Raw genomic sequence first — 7805 nt, forward strand, 5'->3', positions numbered from 1 at the left:
GCGCGATGCCCGTCCGGCCAGGACGCAGGCGCACGCGTCCCCGCGTGCTAAAATTCAACGTTTGAGTCCACTAATTCGCTAAGCCGCCGAGGCTCGGGCGCCGGGGCGCGCAACACGCGCCGGGCGCCGGTGCTGCGACGCAGGATCCGATCCGATGACAACCGGTTTTCTCCAGAAAATTTTTGGCAGCCGCAACCAGCGGCTCGTCAAGCAATACCAAAAGACCGTCGCGACGATCAATGCGCTCGAAACGCAGATCGAGAAGCTGACGGACGACCAGTTGCGCGGCAAGACGGACGAATTCCGCCAGCGGGTCGCGGCCGGCGAGTCGCTCGACAAGCTGCTGCCCGAGGCCTTCGCGGTCTGTCGCGAAGCGAGCCGCCGCGTGCTGAAGATGCGGCACTTCGACGTGCAGATGATCGGCGGCATGGTGCTCCACTACGGCAAGATCGCGGAAATGCGCACCGGCGAAGGCAAGACGCTCGTCGCGACGCTGCCCGTGTACCTGAATGCGCTGGCCGGCCGCGGCGTGCACGTCGTGACCGTCAACGATTACCTCGCGCAGCGCGACGCCGAATGGATGGCGCGCCTCTACAACTTCCTCGGTCTGTCGGTCGGCATCAACCTGTCCGGCATGGAGCACGACCAGAAGCAGCAGGCGTACGCGGCGGACATCACGTACGGCACGAACAACGAATTCGGCTTCGACTACCTGCGCGACAACATGGTCTACGAGACCGACGCGCGCGTGCAGCGGGCCCTGAACTTCGCGGTCGTCGACGAAGTGGACTCGATCCTGATCGATGAAGCGCGTACGCCGCTGATCATTTCGGGCCAGGCCGAGGATCACACCGAGCTGTACGTGCGGATGAACGCACTGCCGCCGCTGCTCGAGCGCCAGATCGGCGAAGAGAAGGCCGACGGCACGGGCGTCGAGAAGCCGGGCGACTACACGCTCGACGAGAAGGCGCGCCAGGTGTTCCTGACGGAATCGGGCCACGAGAAGGCCGAGCGTCTGCTCGCCGAATGGGGCCTGATCGGCGAGGGCGAGAGCCTGTACGCGCCGCAGAACATCACGCTGATGCACCACGTGTACGCGGCGCTGCGCGCCCACACGCTGTTCCACAAGGATCAGCACTACGTCGTGCAGAACGGCGAAGTGGTCATCGTCGACGAATTCACGGGCCGCCTGATGGCTGGCCGCCGCTGGTCTGACGGCCTGCACCAGGCGGTCGAGGCGAAGGAGCACGTGAAGATCCAGAGCGAGAACCAGACGCTCGCGTCGATCACGTTCCAGAACTACTTCCGGATGTACGCGAAGCTGGCCGGCATGACCGGTACCGCGGACACCGAAGCGTACGAATTCAACGAGATCTACGGCCTCGAGACGGTCGTGATCCCGACCAACCGCCCGCCGAAGCGGATCGACAAGCAGGACCAGATCTACAAGACGGCCAAGGAGCGCTACGACGCGGTGATCCGCGACATCCGCGACTGCTACGAGCGTGGCCAGCCGGTGCTGGTCGGCACGACGTCGATCGAGAACTCCGAACTGCTGTCGCACCTGCTGAAGCAGGCCGGGCTGCCACACGAAGTGCTGAACGCGAAGCAGCACGAGCGTGAAGCGGCGATCGTCGCGGAAGCCGGCCGTCCGAAGCGCATCACGATCGCGACCAACATGGCCGGCCGCGGTACCGACATCGTGCTCGGCGGCAACGCGGAGAAGCAGGCGGCGTTCATCGAGGCCGACGATGCGATCCCGGCCGACGAAAAGGCGCGCCGCATCCAGAAGCTGCACGACGAGTGGGAAACGCTGCACGAGGAGGTGAAGGCCGCGGGCGGCCTGCACATCATCGGCACCGAGCGCCACGAATCGCGCCGGATCGACAACCAGCTGCGCGGCCGTGCGGGCCGCCAGGGCGATCCGGGCTCGTCGCGCTTCTACCTGTCGCTCGACGACCCGCTGCTGCGCATCTTCGCGGGCGACCGCGTGCGCTCGATCATGGATCGCCTGAAGATGCCGGAAGGCGAGGCGATCGAGGCGGGCATCGTCACGCGGTCGATCGAATCGGCGCAGCGCAAGGTCGAAGCGCGCAACTTCGACATCCGCAAGCAGCTGCTCGAATACGACGACGTGTCGAACGACCAGCGCAAGGTGATCTACCAGCAGCGCAACGAGCTGCTCGAGGCGCACGACATCACCGAGACGATCACCGCGATGCGTCACGGCGTGATCACCGAAGTCGTCCGCCAGTTCGTGCCGGAAGGCAGCATCGAAGAGCAGTGGGACGTGCCCGAGCTCGAGGAAGCGCTGCGCAACGACTGGCAGCTCGATCTCGCGATCCAGGAAATGGTGAACGAGTCGTCGTCGATCACCGCCGAGGAGATCCTCGACGCCGTGATGACGGCCGCCGACGAGCAGTACGAGGCGAAGGTCGCGATGGTCGGCCGCGAATCGTTCAGCGCATTCGAGCGCTCGGTGATGCTGCAGACGGTCGATCGCCTGTGGCGCGAGCACCTCGCAGCGCTCGACCACCTGCGCCAGGGCATCCACCTGCGCGGCTATGCGCAGAAGAACCCGAAGCAGGAGTACAAGCGCGAGGCGTTCGAGCTGTTCGCCGCGATGCTCGACGCGATCAAGCAGGAAGTCACGCGCGTCGTGATGAACGTGCAGATCCAGTCGCCGGAGCAGCTGGAAGAGGCGGCCGAGCAGATCGAGGAGCGCGGCGGTCATCTCGAGAACGTCGAATACCAGCACGCCGACTACGCGGACGCCGGCGCGCCGGTCGCGAACGTCACCGCAGCCGCGGCGGCCACGGCGACGGCCGACATGGTCGGCAGCGCGATGACGCACAGCGGCCCCGGCGGCGAAATGCCGAAGGTCGGCCGCAACGATCCGTGCCCGTGCGGCAGCGGCAAGAAGTACAAGCAATGTCACGGGAAGCTGTCATGATCGGCGGCGGCGCGCGTCATGCGTGCCGCGTCGTTCGAAGCTTCGAGTCAGTGATGTGAGTTGTGGCGGCCCGCGCGTGCGGCCGCCGGTTCTTCCAATCGATGCCGGCGCGTGCCGGCATTTTCCATCCGGCAGGTGTGCCCCATGGCTGTCAATTTTCCGTCGATCGATCCCGCCCAACTGCATCCCGTCGCCGGCGTCACGCTCGGCTGGGCGGAAGCGAACATCCGCAAGCCGAATCGCAAGGACGTGCTGGTCATCTCCGTCGACGAAGGCGCGACGGTCGCGGGCGTGTTCACCGAAAACCGTTTCTGCGCGGCGCCGGTCACCGTTTGCCGCGAGCACCTGGCGAAGGTGCGTGCGGGCGGCGCGGGCATCCGTGCGCTGGTCGTGAATACGGGCAACGCGAACGCGGGCACCGGCGAGCCGGGCCTCGTGAACGCCCGTGAAACGTGCACGGAACTCGCGCGTCTCGCGGGCATCGAGCCGGCGCAGGTGCTGCCGTTCTCGACCGGCGTGATCCTCGAGCCGCTGCCGATCGATCGTCTGAAGGCCGGCTTGCCGGCCGCGCTCGCGAACCGCAACGCCGCGAACTGGTTCGATGCCGCGCAGGCGATCATGACGACCGACACGCTGCCGAAGGCGACGTCGCGCCAGGTGACGATCGACGGCCACACGGTCACGCTGACGGGCATCAGCAAGGGCGCGGGCATGATCAAGCCGAACATGGCGACGATGCTCGGCTTCCTCGCGTTCGATGCGAACGTCGCGCAGCCGGTGCTCGACACGCTCGTCAAGGAAGTCGCCGACCGCTCGTTCAACTGCATCACGATCGACGGCGACACGTCGACGAACGACTCGTTCATCCTGATCGCATCGGGCAAGAGCACGCTGCCGGCGATCACGTCGACCGATTCGCCGGCCTATGCGGCGCTGCGCGACGCGGTGACGGAAGTCGCGCAGGTGCTGTCGCAACTGATCGTGCGCGACGGCGAAGGCGCGACGAAATTCATGACGGTGCAGGTCGAAGGCGGCAAGAGCGTCGCCGAATGCCGCCAGATCGCGTACGCGATCGGCCATTCGCCGCTTGTAAAGACGGCCTTCTACGCATCCGACCCCAACCTGGGCCGGATTCTCGCGGCGATCGGCTATGCGGGCGTCGCGGATCTCGACGTCGGCAAGATCGACCTCTATCTGGACGATGTGCTCGTCGCGAAGGCGGGCGGCCGCAACCCGGCCTACCAGGAAGAGGACGGCCAGCGCGTGATGAAGCAGAGCGAGATCACGATCCGCGTGCTGCTCGGCCGTGGCGACGCGCAGGCCACCGTCTGGACGTGTGACCTGTCGCACGATTACGTGAGCATCAACGCGGATTACCGCTCCTGATCGGGAGCGCTCGAACGACATGGACAAGCTTGAACAGTTTCTGACGCGCGCGGAAGCGCTGCTCGGCCGTCTCGAAGGGATGCTGCCGCCCGCACCGGCGGCCATCGACTGGAACGCGGCGTATGCGTTCCGCTGGCGCAAGCGCCAGGGGCGCGGTTACCTGCAGCCGGTACCGGCCGTGTCGTCGATCACGCTCGGCGACCTGCACAACATCGATCGCCAGAAAGCGCTGATCGACCAGAACACGCGGCAGTTCGTGCAGCTCAAGCCGGCCAACAACGTGCTGCTGACGGGCGCACGCGGCACCGGCAAGTCGTCGCTGATCAAGGCGTGCCTGAATGCGTACGCGAACGACGGGCTGCGCCTGATCGAAGTCGACAAGGACGATCTGCACGATCTCGGCGACATCGTCGACCTGATCTCGCAGCGTCCGGAGCGGTTCATCGTGTTTTGCGACGACCTGTCGTTCGAGGACGGCGAATCGGGCTACAAGGCGCTGAAGGTCGCGCTCGACGGGTCGATCGCCGCGCAGTCGGACAACGTGCTGATCTACGCGACGTCGAACCGCCGCCATCTGCTGCCCGAGTACATGAGCGACAACGAGTCGTACAAGCATCTGCCGGACGGCGAGATTCACCCTGGCGAAGTCGTCGAGGAGAAGATCTCGCTGTCGGAGCGCTTCGGGCTGTGGGTCAGTTTCTATCCGTTCAAGCAGGACGACTACCTCGACATCGTCGCGCACTGGCTGCGTCACTTCGGCTGCCCGGAGACGGAGATCGAGACGGCACGCGGCGACGCGCTCGTATGGGCGCTCGAGCGTGGTTCGCGCTCGGGCCGCGTCGCGTGGCAGTTCGCGCGTGACTGGTCGGGTCGCAAGGAGCAGGCATGAGCGCGGATCTGGCACAGGGCGCCGTGCGGGCGCCGGACGGCCGCAAGGTGACGGAAGTCGCGGTCGGCGTGATGGTGCAGCCGGACGGGCGCTATCTGCTCGCGCAACGCCTGCAGGGCAAGCCGTACGAAGGTTACTGGGAGTTTCCGGGCGGCAAGCTGGAGGCCGGCGAAAGCGTCGAGGACGCGCTGGCGCGCGAGCTGCACGAGGAACTCGGCATCGAAGTCACGGCCAGCCACCGGTGGCACACGCTCGAGCACGATTATCCGCACGCGTACGTGCGGCTCTATTTCTGCAAGGTGACGGGCTGGACGGGCGAGCCGCACAGCAAGGAAGGGCAGGCGTTCGTATGGCAGCAACTGCCGGTCGAGGTCGCGCCGCTGTTGCCGGCGGCGCTGCCGGTGCTCGAACTGCTCGAGAAGGAAGCGGCGTCGCAATGACGCCGTGGCGGCCCGTCTGAAACGCGGGCCATATCAGTGGGCGGCGGCACCGCGCGCCGCTCAGCTGTCGCGGCGGTTGTCCGTGCTGTCCTCTTCCGACGACGGACCCTCGTCGGAGGCGCCGCCGATCCGATACTTTTCCGCGGCCCATGCGCCAAGGTCGAGCTGCTTGCAGCGGGCCGAACAGAAGGGACGGAACTTGTTTTCAGGCGTCCAGCGCACTTCTGCGCCGCACGACGGACATTTCACAACGGTAGTCATACGAAAGCGTTGAACCGGCACGCGGCCGTTACAGATTACACAGGGTCAGATGGAACGGTACGTCGATGTCCACCGCACGCGGCCGCACGTCGCCGTCCTGCATGGTGAACCGTACCCACAACATGTATTTGTTGGCGCTCGCTTCGGGAATCACGCGCAGCTCCGGTGGCACCCGCACCTGCATCAACTGGTAGCTGCGCCCGGACAGCATCTGCTGGTAGCTGCCCTGCATCGCCATGACCTTCGACGCCTGACCCGATTCGCGCGCGAGCCGCAGTACGATCGCCGCGGCGTCGCGCAACGGCAGCATCGGCAGAATCCACTTCGCGATGTCCTGGCGCCGCTGCTCGGCCGGCCATTGCTGCCACGCGTAGTATGACGGCAGGTCGAACTTGCACGTGCCGCCCGGAATCACCGCGCGGCTGCGGATGCTGGCGAGCCACTCGTTGTCGACGAGATGCTGGCCGGTCTTGCCCTGCATCTGCGCGAGATTCGCGAGCGTCTGCTCGATTTCGCCGAGCACGGCCTCGAGCGCGTTCTGCTCGATGCCCGGATTGCCGCGAAAGGGGGCGAGCGTCTGGCGTTGACGTTCGAGCTCCTTCATCAGATCCGATTTCAGGTCCGCGCGGCCCGTTACCTCGGCGATTTCGAACAGCGTCGTCAGCGCGACGTGGTGCTCACGCGGGTCCTCCTGAGCCAAAAAGAACGCGAAGCGCTCGAACAGATCTTCGAGACGCAACAGCGTGCGAATTCGCTCGTTGAACGGATACTCGTAAAGAATCAAGCGCGCTCGCCTCTTGGGTAGGGATTGAAACAATGAAGGACATTCTAATGCCCCCTCTCTACCCTAGCAACGCGCCAATTTCGTACACCATCACGATTGCGTGCGAGGCTCAGTGCGCGGCGGCCGCGAATCCGACATAGCGTTGGTGCAGTGCATCGACCTGGGCGGCGAGCGCGTCGGGCGTGACCGCGTCGTTGACGATCACGTCGTCGGCTGCAGCGAGGCGCGCTTCGCGCGTCGCCTGGCGCGCGATGATCGCTTCGACCTGTTCGCGCGTGAAACCGTTGCGTCGCATCACGCGCGCGATCTGCGTTTCGACCGGGCAGTCGACGACGAGCACACGATTGCTGCGCGCCTTCCACGTGCCTGATTCCACGAGCAACGGCACGACGAACATCACGTACGGGCCCCGTGCTTCGCGCGCCTCGCGATCGGTCTCCGCGCGGATCAGCGGATGCGTGATCGCTTCGAGGCGCCGGCGCGCGTCGTCGTCGCTGAAGATCAGCGTGCGCATCTTCGCGCGATCGAGCGAGCCGTCGGCGGCCACGAAGCCGTGGCCGAAGGCCTGCTCGATCGCCGGCATCGCGAGGCCGCCCGGTGCGGTGATGCGGTGGGCAATCAGGTCGGTATCGACGAGCGATGCGCCACGGGCGCCGAACAGGTCGGCAACGGTCGTCTTGCCGCTGCCGATGCCGCCCGTGAGTCCTACTGAAAACATGTCAGCCTCCGAGCGCCGCATAGAAAGGGGTGCCGAAAAACAGCGTGGCGACGCCGCCGGCCGCGAGGAACGGGCCGAACGGGATCGGCTCCTCGAAGCGCATGCGGCCGCGCCAGGTCGCGACGAGCCCGACGACCGCGCCGGTCACCGCCGCGAACAGCACGACTTGCGGCAGTGCGGCCCAGCCCATCCATGCGCCGAGCGCGGCAAGCAGCTTCAGGTCGCCGAAACCGATGCCCTCGATGCCGCGCAGCCATTTGAACAGCCAGTAGATCGACCACAGGAACAGGTAGCCGGCCATCGCGCCGATCACGGCCGAGCGCAGCGACGTGAAAGTGCCGCCGAGGTTCAGCACGAGCCCGGCCCACAGCAAC

At 66.0% G+C, this 7805-nt stretch carries 8 protein-coding genes; 4 read left to right on the top strand and 4 right to left on the bottom strand.

The window, feature by feature from the left end; translation table 11 throughout:
• Window positions 1-154: 154 nt before the first annotated feature.
• From secA to JMF90_RS14730, 4 genes are all read left to right on the top strand, one after another.
• Complete coding sequence (gene secA / locus JMF90_RS14715; RefSeq protein WP_027809365.1) at window positions 155-2953, top strand: preprotein translocase subunit SecA; 2799 nt, start codon at window positions 155-157, stop codon at window positions 2951-2953.
• A gap of 144 nt (window positions 2954-3097) precedes the next feature.
• Window positions 3098-4339 carry a bifunctional glutamate N-acetyltransferase/amino-acid acetyltransferase ArgJ gene (gene argJ / locus JMF90_RS14720; protein WP_023477235.1) on the top strand — a complete coding sequence of 414 codons (1242 nt, stop codon included), beginning with the start codon at window positions 3098-3100 and terminating at the stop codon, window positions 4337-4339.
• A gap of 19 nt (window positions 4340-4358) precedes the next feature.
• Entirely contained in the window at window positions 4359-5228 is an 870-nt protein-coding gene (locus tag JMF90_RS14725) for an ATP-binding protein (RefSeq protein ID WP_125380856.1), read from the top strand.
• Window positions 5225-5668, top strand: a complete 444-nt coding sequence (locus JMF90_RS14730) for an NUDIX domain-containing protein (RefSeq protein ID WP_006487137.1) — start codon at window positions 5225-5227, stop codon at window positions 5666-5668. Before JMF90_RS14725 ends, JMF90_RS14730 begins: the two co-directional genes overlap by 4 nt.
• A 60-nt stretch (window positions 5669-5728) precedes the next feature.
• Here JMF90_RS14730 and JMF90_RS14735 read toward each other — a convergent pair whose 3' ends face one another.
• The 4 genes from JMF90_RS14735 to JMF90_RS14750 form a co-directional block, all read right to left on the bottom strand.
• Complete coding sequence (locus JMF90_RS14735; RefSeq protein ID WP_125380855.1) at window positions 5729-5929, bottom strand: DNA gyrase inhibitor YacG; 201 nt, start codon at window positions 5927-5929, stop codon at window positions 5729-5731.
• 28 nt (window positions 5930-5957) lie between these two features.
• Window positions 5958-6713 (bottom strand): cell division protein ZapD, encoded by a 756-nt coding sequence (gene zapD, locus JMF90_RS14740; RefSeq protein ID WP_012327858.1) that lies wholly within the window; start codon window positions 6711-6713, stop codon window positions 5958-5960.
• A gap of 109 nt (window positions 6714-6822) precedes the next feature.
• On the bottom strand, window positions 6823-7431 hold the full coding sequence (gene coaE / locus JMF90_RS14745) for a dephospho-CoA kinase (protein ID WP_011544511.1): 609 nt from the start codon (window positions 7429-7431) through the stop codon (window positions 6823-6825).
• Between the two features lies 1 nt (window position 7432).
• Window positions 7433-7805: A24 family peptidase (locus JMF90_RS14750; RefSeq protein ID WP_201325194.1), on the bottom strand; the 373-nt coding region annotated here is incomplete at its 5' end.

The sequence above is a fragment of the Burkholderia sp. E168m23 genome (assembly GCF_016586125.1).
Taxonomy (GTDB): domain Bacteria; phylum Pseudomonadota; class Gammaproteobacteria; order Burkholderiales; family Burkholderiaceae; genus Burkholderia; species Burkholderia orbicola.